8 protein-coding genes are annotated in these 18,515 nt (G+C 49.4%); 5 read left to right on the top strand and 3 right to left on the bottom strand.

Annotated features, from left to right (window positions below):
* Positions 1-19: 19 nt before the first annotated feature.
* The 3 genes from LLG09_08445 to LLG09_08435 form a co-directional block, all read right to left on the bottom strand.
* Positions 20-1,708 (bottom strand): HlyD family efflux transporter periplasmic adaptor subunit, encoded by a 1,689-nt coding sequence (locus tag LLG09_08445; protein ID MCE5197137.1) that lies wholly within the window; start codon positions 1,706-1,708, stop codon positions 20-22.
* 176 nt (positions 1,709-1,884) lie between these two features.
* Positions 1,885-2,427 carry a GNAT family N-acetyltransferase gene (locus LLG09_08440; protein ID MCE5197136.1) on the bottom strand — a complete coding sequence of 181 codons (543 nt, stop codon included), beginning with the start codon at positions 2,425-2,427 and terminating at the stop codon, positions 1,885-1,887.
* Between the two features lie 5 nt (positions 2,428-2,432).
* The gene (locus LLG09_08435; protein MCE5197135.1) at positions 2,433-3,245 is read right to left on the bottom strand and encodes a M55 family metallopeptidase; all 813 of its coding nucleotides are present in this window, start codon (positions 3,243-3,245) and stop codon (positions 2,433-2,435) included.
* Between the two features lie 107 nt (positions 3,246-3,352).
* Between LLG09_08435 and rnhA the strand changes: the two genes are divergently transcribed.
* The 5 genes from rnhA (at position 3,353) to LLG09_08410 (ending at position 18,497) form a co-directional block, all read left to right on the top strand.
* Positions 3,353-3,793, top strand: a complete 441-nt coding sequence (gene rnhA / locus LLG09_08430; protein ID MCE5197134.1) for a ribonuclease HI — start codon at positions 3,353-3,355, stop codon at positions 3,791-3,793.
* Between the two features lie 3 nt (positions 3,794-3,796).
* Positions 3,797-4,183, top strand: a complete 387-nt coding sequence (mutT, locus tag LLG09_08425) for an 8-oxo-dGTP diphosphatase MutT (protein MCE5197133.1) — start codon at positions 3,797-3,799, stop codon at positions 4,181-4,183.
* Between the two features lie 13 nt (positions 4,184-4,196).
* Positions 4,197-5,096: a hypothetical protein gene (locus tag LLG09_08420; GenBank protein ID MCE5197132.1), complete on the top strand. Its 900-nt coding sequence runs from the start codon at positions 4,197-4,199 to the stop codon at positions 5,094-5,096.
* Positions 5,097-5,364: 268 nt separating this feature from the next.
* Positions 5,365-16,212: an S-layer homology domain-containing protein gene (locus LLG09_08415; protein ID MCE5197131.1), complete on the top strand. Its 10,848-nt coding sequence runs from the start codon at positions 5,365-5,367 to the stop codon at positions 16,210-16,212.
* 266 nt (positions 16,213-16,478) lie between these two features.
* Positions 16,479-18,497, top strand: a complete 2,019-nt coding sequence (locus tag LLG09_08410) for a S9 family peptidase (GenBank protein MCE5197130.1) — start codon at positions 16,479-16,481, stop codon at positions 18,495-18,497.
* The last annotated feature ends 18 nt before the right edge of the window (positions 18,498-18,515 follow it).

Here is an 18,515-nt window from a genome sequence, read left to right as displayed (position 1 = left end):
AGCGCTATTGTTCATCATCTTAGCGCAGCCCGAAAGGATTCTGTGCCGCAGGAGGAGCAGTAGAACTGTTTTTCACCGCAATGACATCTCCTTCACTGAGGCCGGCGGTGATTTCAACGGTATCCGTATTGTTGATACCGATGTTCACGTCAACATAGTGATATCCCTTTGGGATCGTTGGATCGGAGGTTTGGTCCGGAGTTTGGACTGCAGCCTCCGACTTCAGCAAGACACGATTGCCGCGCACGATCGCGGCGATCGGTATTACCAGCACATTCTTGCGCGCTTCAAAGGTAATCATGGCAGTCACATTCATACCGGGCAACAACCCTTCGGTGTGATCAATCCGAATGGTGATTGGGTAAGTGGTCACGCCGTTGGCGGTGGTCCCGGCGATACTGACTTTTGTAACGGTTCCTGTGTAGGTCTTTCCTTCCACCGCATCGGCTGTGATTGTGGCGGTTTGACCCACAGCAAGCCTGCTGATGTCCAATTCATCAATATTCAAAGTTAAAGTTAAATAAGACAAATCAAAGATGGTACACAAAGCTGCATTAGGGGAAAGCTTATCACCCGTTTTGGCGGTTTTTTGGATGATGGTTCCGGCAATCGGCGATTTTATGGTATAGGAATTCAGATTATCGTACTGGTTTTGTACAGCCAAAGCAGCATCTTTGAGTGAGTTGGCCGCATTCTCCAGGTCGTCCTGCAGAATTGTGCTGGTCAGTGTAAGCAATAATTGACCGGCAGTGACAAAATCGCCTTCTTTTACCAGCAAAGTTGCGGCTTCCCCGCTGACGGAAGTTGTGATTGTGGTTTCACTGGCGTAAGCAAAATTACCTTTTGCATTGCAGGCAACATCACCCACCATCGCCGTAGCGCTTTGCAGGGGAGAAAGAGCACCCGGGTTGACAACATCGATTGTTACTTGACGGACCAACATATTGCCGCTCATGATTTGATCGACCGCAGAAATCTGACGAATCGTGCCGTTCAAGGTTTCGTAACTGCTGTCCAGCGTAACCTGGGCAGGTTGGCCAAGATAAAAGCTTTTGCTATCGACCGAGTTAAAGGGCAACGTTAACTGCATAACGCTACTGTTGCGCAGTGTCGCTACTTTTTGGCCGCTTTTCAGGTTGTCACCTGTTTTCACCAATAATTCAATGACCGTGCCGCCTTCGCTTGCGGTAATATTGAGGTCCTCTAAGCTCGCCAATTTGCGGTCATAATTTTTCTGACTCTGACTCAGCGTCAACTCAGCTCGGGCAATCGTATTGCTGATGGCAGAACTATCCACTTGATAAAGCACCGCATCCTTTTTTACAATATCGCCCTCGTTAATATTCGAACTCAAAACCTCTCCGCTGACCAAAGTGGTAACTTTATAAGAATCAGCAGGCAGCAGCATTCCGCTGCTGCTGAGAGAAGAAACAAGATCCTGTTTTGTTACGGTATAGTAGGAATAAGAAGCACTGTTTTTGTTGTCGGCAGATTGCTTATTTTTTTGATAATAGACGATACCAACCACGGCAAGAGCGATACATAAGACGGCAATTAAGAAGCCGGGCCACTTCTTTTTTTCTTTTTTTACTTTTATTGCCGCCGAAAAATCCGAGCTGTCTTCGGTTTCCCGGGATGCCGACTGCTCGTCTGGGACTGTAGTTTCCTGAAGCGTTTTTTCTTTTGAACTTTTACGAAAAAAACTCATATAAACGGCGCAACCTTTCTCCCATTCCTATTTTCCAAGGATCATAAAGGGAAATGTAAAGTCAACATCAAGTGCTGATCAATCTCTGTCTCACATTCGTTCGCCTGCGATTCGACGACGAAAAAACGGTCCTTTCGCTGCGCTGCTTTCGGCACATAAACAGAACCGTATTGATTTTACCAAAACAAGTAATAGAAAAAGATTGCTTTTTCCCCGCGGGCGCCGGTTGCTTCATAAAGCAGACTGTCGGCGCCGCCGATGACAAAGCCGTACTTGAGATAAAAGCGGCAGGCGACTAAATTGCAATCCTGGGCTTCCAGGACGATGCCCGGCAGCCGCTCTGTTTTGGCCCATGCCACCGCAGCGTCCATCAGTGCCCGACCAACGCCTTGACGCCGCAAATCCGCTTCCACTTCGATATCATCGATATAGACCAGATGATTCCAATTTTTATGCAGACGCAGATGGCCGGCACAGCGGCCTGTTTTGGTAAAGCAAAACAAAACAGTTTTATCCGTGCTGTCAATGAATTCGGCCGGATCCAGCTTTTCATCAGGAAAACACTTGCTGCTCTTTTGCGGCAGCAGCACTTCTTTATGGCTCCAGACCGTACCATCGAAGAGCGCTATACAACGTCCGATGATCTCAAAGGCTGTGTTGGGACGCAGCAGATACTGTTGGTTGGAGCGGTCGATCGGAAGCACAGCCCATTCGCTCATCCTGGTTAGTTTGCTAAGGCGATCATCGTGCGCAGAATACGGAAGGCTTCCAGGAAGTTTTTACCGCTGCAGCGCAGCGTGCGGCCGTCAATCCGTTCTGAGCCGGGGCAACGGGAGGCGTTATCGGCAAGACCGCTGTTCAGGCAGACGAGTTCCAGATTGACCGGACGGGAGGGAATAAAAGGTTTCAATTCTCCGATGCGTCCGTAGGCACGCTTGGCAGCGGCTTCGATCAGCTGGCAGGCTTCCTCGTTCGGTAAATTCAAAGCGGAATAGCGGGTGATGGCTTCTTTGACGGTGACCGTTTCGATTTTGCCTAAATCCAGTTTGACATCATTGCAGATGGTCTGATCACCGGTCAGCAGAATGACAGGGATGTTGAAATCACCGGCAATCGCAGCATTGATTACCGCTTCGCTGGCCGGTTTGCCGTTGATGCGAATTTCGAATACGGTCCCACCGGAGATGGTATGGCTCAAAACACCGCGGTCGCCATTTTTTGCGTGATAGCCGATGAAAGCGACGGCATCGAATTGATCGTTGATGCCTTCCATCATAGAAAGGTGTTTGGGAGAACCGCTGATCAGACGGACGTCCGGATGCAATTCTTCAATGAGTATATTCCGCATGGAACCATGGCTGTCATTGCAGATGACTTCACTGGCGCCGGCATTAAAAAAACCTTGAGCGGCAGCGCTGACTTCGCGGGTCATCTGTAAACGCGCTCTTTGATATTCCCCGGCACCGGTGATATTGCATTGATCGCCGTGCACGACGCCGGTAATTCCTTCGATATCAGCAGAAATGTAAATACGCATTCATCAATCACTCCTTCTTTGTTTTCTGTTGTGATTTTCGCCAAAGAAGGTAAAAATCCTTCCGATGCGGAAAAGATAACGCAGATAAGGAAGCGAGGCGAACCATGATGAAGCAATGCATTATTTACACCGACGGCGCCTGCTCCGGCAATCCGGGACCGGGAGGCTGGGCTGCGGTATTACTCTATCATACCCAACGGAAAGAAATTTCCGGCGGAGAGAAAGAGACTACCAACAATCGTATGGAGCTGATGGCGGCGATTGAGGCGCTGGAATTGCTGCTGGAACCATGTGAAGTAGAGCTCTACAGTGATTCCGCCTATCTGGTCAATGCCTTCCAAAAGAGCTGGCTGGTGAACTGGCAGCGCAACGGCTGGCTGACCAGCAAAAAACAGCCGGTAGAAAATCAAGACTTATGGCAGCGGTTGCTCAAGCAAGCCGAGCGGCATCAAATCAGCTGGCACAAAGTAAAGGGGCATGCAGATAGTGCGGAAAATAACCGCTGTGATCAGTTGGCGCGGGAAGCAATCTTAAAATTGGAGGAATGAGCCATGTTAGAAGTCGCTGCCGCTTTGATCTATAATGAAATGAATGAAATTCTGATTTGCCAGCGCCCAGAAGGCAAGAATTGCGCCTTGCTTTGGGAATTTCCGGGCGGCAAACAGGAAGCGGGAGAAACGCTGCGCGAATGCCTGCTGCGGGAATGCCACGAAGAGTTAGCGATTGAATTGGCAATTGAAAAAGAAATCACGGATACGACTTATTCCTATCCTGCTTTTACCGTGCATCTGACTTTTTATCGTGCCCATATTCTCAGCGGTGAGCCGAAAAAGCAAGAACACAATGAGATTCGCTTTGTGCGGCTGGGCGATTTAAGGCAATATGATTTTTGCCCGGCGGATGCAGCGATTCTTGCCCTGCTCATGCAAGAAAGCTAGGAGGATCTTGATCATGAAAATGAATTTCGATGGGGCGAAACTCTTTCTGGATTGGCTGCAAGGGAGATGTGAATTGGATGAATTGCTGCGGCACCCCGGCTATCAAACGATTTTTGAACATAACCGACAATTTGCGGCCGGATTGACTCCGGAGGATATCAAGACGGCAGTGCGCCAGGAGCCATCCCCTTTTTTTGGTTTGCGGGGCCTACAGGAAAATCTGCCTGCTATAAAAACCACTCTGGAACGTTTGGAATCACAACAGGAAAGCTTACTCAAGCAAACGGCGGCAGCTCTGCAGGTTCTCTTTCCACCGGAAGATCTCGGGGAGATTACCGTTTATCCTGTGATCGGTTATGATGTTGGCATTGGACTGCATGGGCAAGTTCCCATGAATCTCAACTACGCCGGTTATCTGAAATATGAAAATGAATTTCTCTATATGATGATGCATGAGTGCTTTCACGCAGCCTATGAGAAGTATCAGCCTGTGCCGGATTTAAAAGCAGCCAAAACGAAGTCACAGTGGCTGCAAATGCTTGCTTGGGCAGTGCAAAATGAAGGATATGCAACCTATAGTTCCCTAAATGCACGTCTGCTGGCAGGAATCGAACCGGATGAAAGTTGCTTTACCATCAAAGACTACCTCGTGCTGCAGAACCCGGTACAACTAGAGCAATCGATTCTGTCTTTCCTGCAAACGTTGGAAAGTTTTGAAAACAGTGACAATCGATCTGATGAGGACTGGATCGATTTCATTTTTGGTCAACACCGTTATGCTTATCGCGTTGGCTGTGCCCTGATCCGCCGGATCAATCAAACCTATGGGTCATCCGCGGTGAATGAGGCGCTCTTTCTGCGGCCAGAGGTATTTTACAGACAATATCGCGATTTGCTTTCAGAGAAAAAATGAATTTCGTCGGCTTCATAAGCCGAGAACCGCTTTTGTGCAACGAAGTATCAAAAATTCTAATAAAGGGTTTTAGGTCCGTGATTTTCACGGACTTTTTATTTTAAAAAGATCAAAATTCTTCTGATAAAAGAAGGAAACCTGCCAATACAGGAGAAATATTTACAACAATAATTGGTAAACGCACCTGATCAAAAAGCGAAAACCAAAAGCACTTTTTAAGAAGAATGGCTGGTTGATGATTCAGCCTGACACGAGGGGAGTAAGGAAAATGAAGTGGTCAAAGCAAGTTATCGTCGCAATCTGGATCAGCTGCCTGTTGTTGGTGTCGCTGCCTTTATCAGGGGCAGTGTTTGCTGCTGTACCAATGCTGGCAATCACGGAAGCAAATATCTTAAATGGCGGCGTCACAGTGAGCGGAACTCTGAGCGAAGCCGGCTCAGCGCAACTGCTGGTTGCTGCCTATACTGCCGACGGAAAAATGACGGATGTAAAAGACGTTACTCAGGATGCGGCAGACGGCAGCTGGTCGATCACTCTCGATTTCCCCAGCGGTACTCTCAATTGTGTCAAGGCATTCCTCTTGGATAATAATACAAACGGCTGTAAACCTCTGCTCACGGCCGAGGAAATGATCACCTCTGGGATGCTGCTTACGATTGATACAGCTGGCAGCTATAACGGCAGCTATGCCAACGTGACGATTCTAGAGAGCGCACTTACTGCTCCCGTCACGCTGCTTGATATGTACATCAGCGGCAATCTAACCATCGCGGGCGGTATCGCGCCTCAATCGCTCGGTTTGTTGACCGTAGCGAACCAAGCGGTGTCTTTGACCGGCAGCACGACAGTGGCAGGAAAAGTTGTGCTGAATCGGCAAGGTGTCAGCGCAGAGCCGCTGCAATTGATCCTGGAAGAACAGGCACATATTCAATCCGCCGAGGTTTTAGGCAGCGCCGGCGCGGTGATTGTCAGCTTGACCGAAAGCGAGAATACGATTAATAATATCACAGCCGGGCAAAATCTGCAGCTGATCAATACCAAGGTTGGCCAACTGACTGCGCAGGCAGGCGATCTGCAGGCGCTGCAGGTAGGCTTGTATCAGAGCGAAGTGCAGAATCTGACGGTCGCTCCAGCGACCGAAGCGGCGGTTGGTTCGGCAACACTTGGAAAACAGGTCAGCACTTTTGCTGCGGCGGAAACTTTATTTGACGATTTACGTACAGCGCGCATCAGCACGGGTGAAACGCTCTACCTCAATACAGAGAATAAAATCAACCTGATCGACAGCAGCCAGACGCTGCAGCTGCAGCGAATAACAGAAATCGGCACTGTCACAATGACCGCCGCCTTGCAGGCCGATGCGGGAACCAGCATTACTGCGTTAACGACCAATGCTGATGCTGTGATTGCCGGAAGGCTGCAAAGCGCACAGGTCAATGCCGCTGCGCTCGATTCGGCGCCGAATTTAACCTTGTTGGGCAGCGGCATAACCACACTGAGCGGTAAGATTAAAAAACTAACACTGGGCGGTGAGGCAACCGCGATTTTGGCGGCGTCTGAAAACGGCGAGAATGAAATTGGCAGCGTCGAAATGCAGACCAGCGAACCGGCCATGCAGTCACTAAGCCTGAACCTGCTTGCCTTATCGGCTTCGAGCGGACCTTCTTTTACGGTCATGAGCGGTTCCGGTGTTGGCGGTATCCTGACCAGCGGCAGCGGTAATTTAGGTGGTATCTCTATTTTGAATGGTACCGGTTCCTTTGTGCCGATCCATCTTGGACCGGGAGTTTTTGCGCAGTTTGTGCAATTTGGCAACAATAGTGCCGGTCAACTCACTTTGGGTGGAACAGATAATCTAAACGGTCAGCTGGGATCCCTGATCAATAACTCACCGCTGCCAAGTCAGCTGCTGCTGCCGACCGGCAGCAGTCAAAACAGCCTGATTGGTAATGTTTTTGACAGCAATAATTCCTCCGGACTGCAAATGAGAATTGGTGAAGGAGATGCTACTGCGCCTGCTTCGAGCAACGATTTGGTCTTTGTTGGTATGAATATTGTGGAATTACCAAGAAAAACAACCTATAAAGTCAATGAGACAATGGATTATAGCGGCATGATGGTTGAATTGGTCTATATGCCGGGTACGAGCAGCGTAATCCGCACACCCATTACTCGTTATGAAGAAGTGAAGGGCAATCAAAATTTCCGAACCGATATGCCCTTGCTGAATAGTGCAAGCAGCTATACGCTGCGCGTAACGCATCAGGAAAGTCAGCAGAGCGTAGAATTTCTCATCAATGTGGTCAATGCCTATGAAGTAGAGAAGATCCGAATCGTTCAATACCCGACGAAACTGACCTACCAGATCGGCAATCCATTGGATCTAAACGGTGGGATTCTGGCTGTCGCCTATCAGGGGATAGCGAGAGAACAAACCGTACCGATGATGACCGATGGTCATTTGACGGACGGCCTTGTGGCAATCGGGTTCAATTCAAACTTAGCGACCCCACAAAGAGTTCAGCTCATCTTTGGCAGAAGAGCGATCGTGGATCTGGATGTCGTGGTGGGGGGCAAATCCACTCTGGAAAACTATCGCACGGATGCACTGAACTTTATCGCTGCGGCAGAATTGAATGAGGGGAATTACAGCGGCTCCGAATGGACAGTCTATCATAGTACGCTGAATGCAATGAAGACGTTTATCAATGCAGCAGTAACACCGGAACAAATTTCCGGAGCTTGGCAAACGGCGGAAAGAACAATCCGTTCTCTGAGGACCAACGCGGATAAACAGGAATTCGAATTAAGGCTGGCGATTCAGTCCGGCATCGGAGAGATTAGTTCCTATTGGCCTGTCAATCAAGCAACAGGCTTAAAATACGGCGTTGCAGACTATACCTCCACCATGTTGCTGAAAATAGTGAGTATTCGCGCCGTCTGGTCCCGTTCACTCGGTGAAGCGGTGACGGTTGCAGAAATCAACGGTGATGGAGAGCACCTTGGTTTGCTACAGGAAGCCAAAGTATTGATTGATGCGGTTCCGTGCGCTAATGACAGTCTGGATGCTGTGTTGGCGGCTGTCAGCGATTTCAGTTTGGAAGTCAAAGCAGGCGCCACTGCTGCTGAAAAAATGAAGCTTGTGAAAGAGGTTGTATCCCGTCAAATAATCAATGCCGGTGGAAACCCACTCTGGGGTGTAACAATTACTGATTCAGTCAGTGGCGGTTACACCGTGCAAATTGCTGACGGTATAGGCCATACGAGCAACGAGAAAACCATTACGGTAACCTTCACAGCCAGCGAAACCAGAGGTTCGCTGGCGATGGTACTGGCTAACAGCCTGCAGGGCAAATTTGGTTACTTGCCTTTGGATTCAAGTGCTGTAATTGCAGAAATGGCGAATTTTGTTGAAACAATCAACATGACAGCGGAACAGAGATCTGCCTTTGCCTTCTTGTATCACTATCGCCTGATCAACGGCAGGGGTCAAATCGGCAATCAACAGCGGATGGAACCCAATGCAGCCATCAACCGAGCCGATCTCGTCTACCTGCTGACAGACCTGGAAGAGGCTGTGGGTGTGCACTTGCGGGAAACTGTGACGATTGAAGGAATCACTGATCTGAACTCGAGTGATCCTCTTTACCAGAAGGCGCTCCATCTGGCGAATGCCGGTGTCATCACACTGGGAACAGAGAATACACTCAATCCCAATGGCCTGATCAGTGCGGCGAGTGGTGAGTGCCTCAGTGCGGTCAATGCTTTAACCGCAGGATTGTCGTCTGTCATTGCCTCAGCAGGGACTTATGCGCAATTTCAGATCGCGCTTACGGACGCTTTGGTTCAGAAGGTTGTGACGGCAGGTGATTTTGCAATTACTGCAAATGATACTTTAAATAAGCAATTATTAATTTCTGCCGGAACTACGCTGACGATCGCAGAAAGTATTGGTTACACCATTGATAACAGTCAATCTACCGTCTGGGGAACGCTGATCAATAATGGATCAATTCAAGTCACGGTCAACGGCAGCTTATCCTTTATGAACGGTTCCGTCTTGACCAACAACAGCAACCTGGATGTTTATGGTCGTGCGGTTTTCGAGAGCGGTTCCGCCATCAATGGCAGCAAACCCAATATCACTTATCATCATAATGCCAACCTGCTCGATGCGGCGCAGCAAATTTATCAGCAGCTGAAAGAGGGGTATCGTCTGGACCTGCCGGTTCAGACAGACATCAATGAATATGCAGGAGTTTATGCCGATTGGAGCAGCATCCCTAAGAGCAGCAACCCTAACGACCAAACTGAAAATACTATGGCAATAGCCTTCCTACTGAAGAATGGAATCATCACAGGTGTAGCTGGTTTGGGTGACGACGTTCTGAAGAAATATATCCAACCGTTTGCGACTCTCAGCCGCGCGGAGACTGCGATGCTGCTGATCAAGCTGGAAACCGTCCTGATTGGGAAGCAAACGATCACCGGCTTGGATCAAACGATAGTTCCGAATCCTGTCTTCAATGATTTGAACGGTACAGAGGAGTACTACCAAGCTGTGCTGAGGCTGGCCAAAGCCGGTGTGATCCAAGGCGACACGGGCGGCAATTTTAACCCGAATGCTGCCATGGATGCCACCTGGTATGATTGGGGCAGTCAATTGAGCGATCTGGTGCATCGTTTTGTAATGGCTTTGGGTCAGATTACTTCTACTCAGCAAAGTTTTACTGTTTTACGGAATGGTGAACAGGTGATAGAAAACAAAAAGTTCACCAATACAGTCAACATTACCTGCGGTACACCAGTCAATCCGAACGACGATTATGGTGGTTCGATTCGCTTCAGCAACTGCACCTTTGCTGCTGGACTGACTGCCGAGGTGGGCTTGGTCAGATATGACATCGATTTGGGCAGATCTGTTGTTACAGGCGGGATTCAAGTCAGCAGAAGCGATGCAAACAACAAATTCCAGCAGAATGTGAATGTGAATCTGAATAATGTGGCAAATGGAACCGAAATCCGCTCCGATGCTGCTACCGCAGTCAATTGCGGTATCGAGGCAGGCAGCTTCGTGATCAATGGGATCACCGTCAGAGGTTCTGCTGTTTTAGGTGAGAAGAAATCTTTTGGTGCCTATCTGAAATGGGAATGCTACTCTTTCCATCCGGAACAGTATCAGGGTGATCATAGTGCCTGCAGTGGCAGCCAGTTTACTGCGCTTGCGTTCTATGATGCGGTAGAGACAGTAGAGGTAAGTGCAAGTGCCGTCTTCGGAAATTATGAAATGTGGGATAACTCGAGCGATATCAGCTTGAACTTCCCTGCCGATGGCGTAGCCGTCAGCATGGATCGTCTGCGGATCAACAATCGCAATCAGAAATTCGGTAAAACTTTAACGCTGAGCGGGCAGGTATCGGCAGATGTCGAGATCAGTGGTAAGGTCGATCTTTCTGCTTTGCTTAATCCAAACCACCAAATTTATCTGGCTGCCTGGAATAACGGCAATCAGATTGCCATTGGCAGTCTGACGGTCACCGTCAACGGACAGAGCACTGATCCGACGTTAATTCAAGCGGAGAGCGGTGCAACGGTCATTGTCGAGCAATCCATGCAGGATGTGGCGGTGAGTTACACAGCGAACAACACATTCAGTCTCGGTGGTCCGCATGTCTTTGGTGATGTTGGTAATTATGGGGTTTATCTGATGGGCGCTCCCTTACAAACCTGCACATATCTGCTGGAGCAGCGCACGATGAATGGAGAACTACCGGTGGCCATCAAATATATCACGGACTACCAGCCCGCAGAGAACAAAACACATTTGATTCCGGATCCAGAAAGCCAGATCACCGATCCGTTTGCCGTGCGCCTGACCGTGCACTGGCAGCCGGATGCAAACACCGATATCACCATCGTTTGGCCGAATTTGTATTATAAACAGCCGGCGCTCAACCGCCGTGATCTGGCGATGCAGCTTTATACAGCGCTCAGCGAGGGGTATGGTCTTGCTTCTGTTGATACAACTGCTATCCCATCTGAAGTAGAAACGCTCTTGAGTGGTTTCGAGGACCGTGCGCAATTGGCGAATGACGGGGAAGGCTCGGAAGCATTGGCCTTCCTGCTGAAGAACGTCATTCTCAACCCAGCCGCAGGCACAAATCTGCTGCCGTATAATGATCTGACACGTTCCGAAACAGCCGTGATTCTCTATCAGTCGATCATCGCGTTGAATCGATTAAGCAGCTTAGATCAATCGGTCAATATCAGTTTCCACGATGTGACAGATGGGCAAGCGTTAAACGATATGGCGATCATGACCTTAGCCAGAGCCGGCGTTGTCAGCGGGGACAATCAAGGCAATTTCTATCCCGATGAAAGAATGCTGTCCAATCAAACGAATGAATTAATCATCCGGTTTGTCAATGCCTTGGGTCCGGCGACTTCCACGCAAACATCATTTATCGTCAGACCGGATCAAGAACAAACAGTTACGAATAAGATCTTCAGTTCGGGTACTCCGGTGGTCATTACCTCCGCTGATTGGGAGAGCGATGCCGGTGGTGGTCAGATTACCTTTGTCAACTGCCAATTCAATGGCGGCTTACAGGCATATTTAGGTGAAGTGCGCTACAATCTCAATTTCGCCGGCACGACAAGTGTCAAAGATAACCTCATCAAAGTAGACGCAGCAGCTTCGAATGCGGCTTACCAATTCAATGGCAGAGTCAATCTCCAAATCAATGGTTTGCCAGAGTCGATCGCAGTGGAGTCCAGCGTGACAACTGGCATTGCTTCCAATTTGGCCGGCGGCAGCATTACGCTCAATGGATTCAAGGTGTTCGGGGCCGACCAAATCGGTGAATCGGAGTGGTTTGGCGCCAACCTCAACTGGGAGTGCAATGGTTATCATGAACCGGGTTATTTCGGGAATCATGAGGAGTGTATCAAAAATCCAGGAAGTTCCCCTGCCGAGACCGAACCAGCGGATCATTATCTTGCTTTTGCCATCAACGGCAAAGTCAAGAGTGTCTCAGTGCTCCAGGCAGGGACACCTCCTACCCTGACGGATATTTGCAGTTTTAGGGTATCGGAGCAATCTCAGGATGTGACCTTGTCCTTAGGCACTCTGCAGCCTTCGAAAACCTTCTTTAATTTGAATGGAAATTCCAGCAGATTATTGACAGTGAGCGGCACTATTCTGACGGCGGAGACGGTGGTTTGCGGCAAAGTGGATATCACAGCGCTGCAGCATCCCAACGGTCCGATCCTGATCGGAGCCTGGCAGGAAAATACCGCGGTAGCCATCGGCAGCCAAATGGTCACGATCATCGGCTACAATAACATACCGGTTGCGCTTACCGCATTGCTGGGTGCAATCGTCAATCTGGAGCAGCCGAACCAGACAGTCAGCATCAACGCCTCAGATCCGGATGGTGGTTTCCTGCTTGGTAGGCCGGTAGTCTTTGACACCGAGATCGGATATGGCATTAACCTCGACAGATTATATACTTCGGCCGAGTATCGCTTCGAATTATGGCAATACTATTTTGATGATAGTTCGATGCAACCTCTTCCGGAAGAAATCACCTTTACGCAAGCAACAGCATCGGATGGTCTCAGTACGTATTTGCTGCCAACCAGTCAGATCAGAAATCCCTATCAAGTGGAATTGACGATTGAACGGACGACTTCTGCCGGCACCATCTCGGTGATTTGGTGGCAATTAGAGTATAAACAAGCCCCGGTGACGCTCAGCGGAGCAGCGAAACTGATCCATCAGGCATTCCGGCAGGATTATCGTTTGGCGGAACCCAACAGCGACGAGCTGACAGCTTATGCAGCATATGCCGATTGGTGTCTGATGGAAGCGGATGCAGATGCTCAGGCCGCCATGGCTTTTCTGCTCTGCTATCAGATCATCACAGCAACAGCAGGCAGTGGGGAGGATGCGAATAAACACTTTGTGGATCCTTACCGCAGCCTCAACCGAAGCGATGCGGCGATTCTGGTTTACAATTTAGGCGAACAGCTGAGAATAGTTGAGGTTTTAAAAAATGGATGGCCGCAGAATGTTGAGCCAGGGATTTCTTTCTATGATGTGATTTCTACTGATCCCTTCTATACCGCGGTGATGACCTTGACCAAGGCCGGTTTAATCGGCGGTGGCGACGGCCATTTCAACCCCGCGGGAGAAATTTCAGCCGACGATCTGGCGCGCCTCATTACTTCATTACAGTCAATCATCGGTCCGATTCCCTCAAGCCAGGCGAGTTTTATAGTATCTAAAAATCAATCCCAAACGGTGCAGAGCAAAACCTTTAGCAACCCGGTCATCGTCACTTGTGAACCGGGGCAAAGCGGGGACTGGGGCGGAGAAATTCGCTTCACCGATTGTCACTTTAACAGTGGTTTGACGCTGAAATTGGGTGATCGCAGCTTTGCAGTCAATTTGGATGGAGTCACGATTTTGAGTCAAACAGTCAACGCTGTGTTGGATGAAAGCATTAAACCTGCACCGGTTCAGCTTAATTCACCGCTGCGGATTGATATCAATGGCATTGAGAATGGTATGACCGTCAATTCCACTGTGAATGTCAATGCAGCCTGCAAGACAGCCAACACCTATTTCACGCTGAATGGGGTGAAAATAACGAAGGCTGCTACTGCCCCGGCGAATGATCCTTTTGGCGCCCAGATAATGTGGGAGTGCAACGGGGATCATGCCGAAAACTATATCGGCGACCATACCAATTGTGTGAAGGACCGCAACAATCCAAGATCCGAATTGGCCAAGCATTATCTGTCAATGCTGCTCTGGGGTAAAACCGGTTCTGCAGAGGTTGTTGCCACGCAAAGCGGAACGAACGGTATTTATCGCTATGAAATGACAAAGGATTGCACGTGCGCGTCCTTGTCTTTGGGAAGCATCGAACCGGCGATCGGTTACCTTTTCCTAACCAGCAGCACAACAGCCAATTGTGCAGTCAGCGGAACTGTGACAGGGGATCTGGTGGTGATCGGTAACTATGATATCTCTGCTGTCAATGTGACGGGTTCTGTCTTGCTCAGCGCTTCCTGGGCGGGCGATAGTCTGACCACAATCGGCGCAAAGGAAGTTACCATTGTCAATTACGGTAATGTAACCATCGGTATCAACGCTGGGAACGGTGCCAGAATCATTGTAGAGCAGCCGGATCAATACTTTGTGATCAACCAAACAGAGACAGAGACGGGTTTTGCCATCGATGCACCGCATGTCTTTGGTAATGCCGGTGATTACGGCGTCTATATTGGCACAGCCAACGCTACGGAATATGCTTATACGGTGGAGCAGATCCTCTATGATGAGAACCATCCCGATGGCTATTGGCAGCCGCTCACGGTCACGCCAGAGTATTTTGCAGACAAGACTCACCTGAATCCCAGTGTCTCGACACCGATTACGAACCCTTATAATGTCCGCCTGACGGTGACCTGGACAAAGAACAATCAGGTGATCACGGTTGTCTATGCCTGGCTGAATTATCTGCCTCCTGCGGTCAACCGCGTTGATGTGGCGAGCCAGATTTATGCGGCATTCCAAGATGGTTATGGTCTGGCAGCTCCTACCCAGGAAGAAATCGCTAGCTACAGTCTGAGTTACAGCGCCGATTGGACAGCAATGTCAGCCGATAAGCAAGCAGCAATGGCGTTCCTTTTAAAGCACGGCTTGATCAGCGGAACAGCGAATGAAATCAAACCCTATAACATGCTGACGCGGGCGGAAATTGCGGCTATCCTGGATCAGCTTGATGCAAAGCTGGCACATCACTTAACTGGCAACTTTACAGTGCCGAATTTCAGCGATCTAGTGGGAACGGAGCCTTATTACGCTGCTGTGATTAAAATGGTTGAAACAGGTGTCATCACGGATTATGAGGGGACTGTATTTGCGCCAAATAATGGAGTTCCTGATGGATTAATGCGCGAATACCTGAGAAATTTTGTCAGCGCACTTGAACCGTACTCCCAAGTTGAATCCGGGATCAACAGTTTTGTGGTCTCTCCCGATTTTGACCAGGTGATCAACAATAAGAACTTCACCATGCCGGTCACGGTTACTTGTAGCACGCCGTTTGATCCTACGGCAGATTATAGTTGGGGTGGCAACCTTACCTTCAACAACTGCTCTTTCTCCGCCGGTCTGACCCTGATTTTGAATACCATCAGTTTTGACGTGGATCTGCGCGGCGCTTACGTTCCCGGTGGTATCAGCCTGCAGGCAGGAACTTCGCTCAATCCTCTGGATGGCGATAAATCAATTACACTCTATAGTTTATGTAACGGCACAACGGTGACTTCCGCAGTCAACTGCATGATTGAAAATTACTGTGTCGGTGATTGGTATACTTTGAATTTGGTGAAAGTGCAGAGCATTCCCCCGACAGGCAATGAGGTGGATTACCATTTTGGCAGCAACATCTATTGGAATTGCGGTGTGGATCATCCTAAGGATTACACGGGAGAGCATAGTGAGTGTGCGACAGCAGACCGGTTCGTGGCTTTCGCCATTTTTGGCAATGTCCAAACGCTGACAGTCCCTGCTGTCGCTGCCTTCCAACGCTATGAAATGTGGTATTGTCCGGCCGACGTCAGCCTGGTTTTCGAAACACCAGGTGTTGCGGTACCTTATTTAGTGATTATCGGTGGTGACAACGAACGCTGCCTTAGTGATTTTCTCGTCAGCGGCGTAGTCGATTCCGATGTGACTATCATCAGAAATGTCAATGCAGCCAATTTGACAGTGACAGACGGTCATACCATCACCCATGATCCGGATTTGGATGGCAGAGTTGATAAGTCAGCTTTAGACAATGCGCTGCGGGCAGCTGATTCAGTACTGTCGTCGCTGCGACCCAGCGAAAACGGAACGGATGTTCCAGACTCCTCCTTTTGGGTAAGCTTCTCTGCTTATGAAGCTTATCAGGATATTTTTGATGAAGCGATGGCTGTGATCACTAACGACAATGCCACACAGACAGAAGTAGAAAATGCAGCCAATGCCCTGATTTCTGCAACAAACACAATCAATATTCAGAAGCAGCAGGGGACCTTGGTTGGCCCTCCGGTCTAGCAATAAGATTATCTGCCTGCCAGGCGGTTGCCATTGCCTCGCCGCGTTATCGTGCGGCTTGCAGTTACCCTTTTGTGAATGGTTCTTTTTCAAGCCTCTCCCTGCAGCCGGTCAACACTTGCTGCAGGGAGAGCTTGCTGATAAAGCATAAATCGCAAGAAGCGACCTAAGCTTTTTCGGTTAGCGAAAGGAAATTCGGTCTGATCCGGCGAAAGATCAAACAGAAGGGTAAATGGATACCCAAATCTTGAAGGGAGTCGATTCAGATGAACAAACGTCCCATTACCATAGACGATTTTATGGGGATGAAGTTTCCCGGTGACTGCCAACTCAGCCCGGATGGTCAGCATATCGTTTATGTGCACACGGTCATGGATCTCGAAAAGAATGGCTACAAGAGTACCCTCTGGCTGCTCGACAAAACAGACGAAGGCTGGAGTGCGCCGCATCAATTCACCTATCCGCAGAGCAGCGATAAATTGATCCGCGATACCGCTCCCCGCTGGACTGCCTGCGGCAAAGGCATTTATTTTATGTCCAATCGCAGCGGCAAGAACCAGCTTTGGATCATCGCTCTGGATGGCGGTGAAGCCAAACAAGTGACCACCTGGGAAGAAGGGTTAGGCGGCCTCGTTTGGAATCCTTCCAATGGCAACGAAGTTGCCTTCTCCTCTTTTGTTCCCGGCACCAAACCGGAACAAAAAAACAAAGATATGCGCGTGATCACCAAGCTGCGTTACAAATTCAATGGCATGGGTTTTCTCGATCCCCGCAACAAACATCTCTTTGTGATGAATCTGAAAACCGGTGAATATAAACAAATCACCGACGGCAAATTCAGCGAAGCGTCTCCTGCCTGGAGCCCGGACGGCAAAAAACTGGCTTTTGTCAGCTCCCGTTTGGAAGACGATGAGATCAATGAAATCAACAACGTCTGGACCGTAGACATCGCCAGCGGCGAGATCAAAGCGGTCAGCAACAGCGAAGGCACCGCCCATGATCCGCTCTTCTCTCCGGACGGCAAATGGATTGCTTACCTTGGTCATGAAAAAGGCCAGGGTAAAAACGGTGTCAATACCAGCATTCTGGTCCGTCCCGTTGAAGGCGGCGCAGCAAAAAATCTGACGGAACCGTTTGACTATACGGTTGGCAACAACTGCGGCGGCGATGCCAGAGCCGATGGCGGCAACGGTACTTATGCCTGGGTTGGCGACAGCTCCGCTCTTTATGCCCTGATCACGGTTCATGGTGAAACCAATCTTTATCGTTTCGATTTAAACGACGGCAGCCAGACGATGGTCACAACCGGAAAACATGCGATCACCAGTTTCAGCGCGGCACCGGCTTTAACGAAAGACGGCAATATGCCGGTCGCCTATGTTCTGGACGGCTCGGTTTGTGCCAGCAATATCTATTATAAAGCACCGGAAATGACAGAAGGTATTCGCCTGACCGAACTCAATCAGGCTTTGCTGAATGAAGTTTATGTCGCCGGGATGGAACCGATTTCAACGATCAGCCGCGATCAGGTCGAAGTTCATGGCTGGCTGCTGAAACCGATCAATTATGACCCCGAGCAGAAATACCCCTTGGTTCTGAATATTCACGGCGGCCCTTACGGCGCTTCCGGCTATGCCTATTTCTTTGAATATCAATTACTGGCGGCCAACGGTTATGCTGTTTTAATCAGCAATCCGCGCGGGTCTGCTACCTATGGCGAGAAACATGCGCTGGGTGTGATCGGTGACTGGGGCGGCGGTGACTATGCCGACTTAATGAATATCACCGACCAGGCCCTGAAAGACAATACTTGGCTTGATGCCAGTCGCTGCGGTGTGATTGGCGGTTCTTACGGCGGTTATATGACCAACTGGATGATCACCCAGACCAACCGTTTCAAAGCAGCGGTTTCTCTGCGTTCCATTTCCAATATGTACACGAAATATGGCGTGTCCGATATTGGCTGGGTCGGCAACAAGTCCGGTATGGGCGGTGTTGATCTTTGGGATAAAGGCGGCGAGGAATTTATCATGTCACGCAGTCCGATCCGCTATGCTCCCAATGTCAGAACCCCTGTCTTGTTTATGCAGTCCGAAGAAGATTATCGCTGCCCCATGGAACAAGCCGAACAGTTCTATGTCGCTTTGATGCGTTTGGGCAATAAGTGCGAATTTGTCCGTTTTGCCGGTGAAAACCATGAGCTTTCCCGCAGCGGTAAACCGATGAACCGCCAGGACCGCTTACGTCAGATTATGCGTTGGTTCGATACTTATCTGATGAAATAGGCAAAACAAAATATCTGT

Source organism: Negativicutes bacterium, from assembly GCA_021372785.1.
GTDB lineage: Bacteria > Bacillota > JAAYKD01 > JAAYKD01 > JAAYKD01 > JAJFTT01.
The sequence above is the reverse complement of the archived record's forward strand: the minus strand, read 5'-3'. Positions and strand labels throughout refer to the sequence as shown.

Bases quoted from the DNA above. Each gene is read 5' to 3' on its own strand.
- LLG09_08445 (MCE5197137.1), bottom strand. From the start codon at position 1,708: ATGAGTTTTTTTCGTAAAAGTTCAAAAGAAAAAACGCTTCAGGAAACT.
- LLG09_08440 (MCE5197136.1), bottom strand. From the start codon at position 2,427: ATGAGCGAATGGGCTGTGCTTCCGATCGACCGCTCCAACCAACAGTAT.
- LLG09_08435 (MCE5197135.1), bottom strand. From the start codon at position 3,245: ATGCGTATTTACATTTCTGCTGATATCGAAGGAATTACCGGCGTCGTG.
- rnhA (MCE5197134.1), top strand. From the start codon at position 3,353: ATGAAGCAATGCATTATTTACACCGACGGCGCCTGCTCCGGCAATCCG.
- mutT (MCE5197133.1), top strand. From the start codon at position 3,797: ATGTTAGAAGTCGCTGCCGCTTTGATCTATAATGAAATGAATGAAATT.
- LLG09_08420 (MCE5197132.1), top strand. From the start codon at position 4,197: ATGAAAATGAATTTCGATGGGGCGAAACTCTTTCTGGATTGGCTGCAA.
- LLG09_08415 (MCE5197131.1), top strand. From the start codon at position 5,365: ATGAAGTGGTCAAAGCAAGTTATCGTCGCAATCTGGATCAGCTGCCTG.
- LLG09_08410 (MCE5197130.1), top strand. From the start codon at position 16,479: ATGAACAAACGTCCCATTACCATAGACGATTTTATGGGGATGAAGTTT.